Consider the following 282-nt stretch of genomic DNA (forward strand, 5'->3'; position numbering starts at 1 on the left):
GGCTGGACCGACCGCGACATCGCGGACCACTTCACCGAGTACGCGCTCACTGTGCACGACGCCCTGGGCGACCGCGTGCAGCACTGGACCACCATGAACGAGCCGTGGTGCTCGTCGTTCCTCTCGTACACCGCCGGCGTGCACGCGCCCGGCCGCACCAGCATCCGCGACGGTCTGCTCGCCTCGCATCATCTGCTGCTCGCACACGGCCAGGCCGTGCAGGCGCTGCGCGCGCGCGACGCCGACCTCGATCTCGGGATCACGCTCAACCTCACCGTCGCC

Annotated in this window: 1 protein-coding gene; it reads left to right on the plus strand. The window is 70.6% G+C overall.

Translation table 11 applies throughout. The features are described 5' to 3' along the window. Positions 1 to 282 (plus strand): family 1 glycosylhydrolase (locus tag KI686_RS17720; RefSeq protein WP_237590420.1); only part of this gene is annotated, 282 nt, incomplete at both ends.

Source organism: Polaribacter sargassicola (assembly GCF_021991835.1).
Taxonomy (GTDB): domain Bacteria; phylum Bacteroidota; class Bacteroidia; order Flavobacteriales; family Flavobacteriaceae; genus Polaribacter; species Polaribacter sargassicola.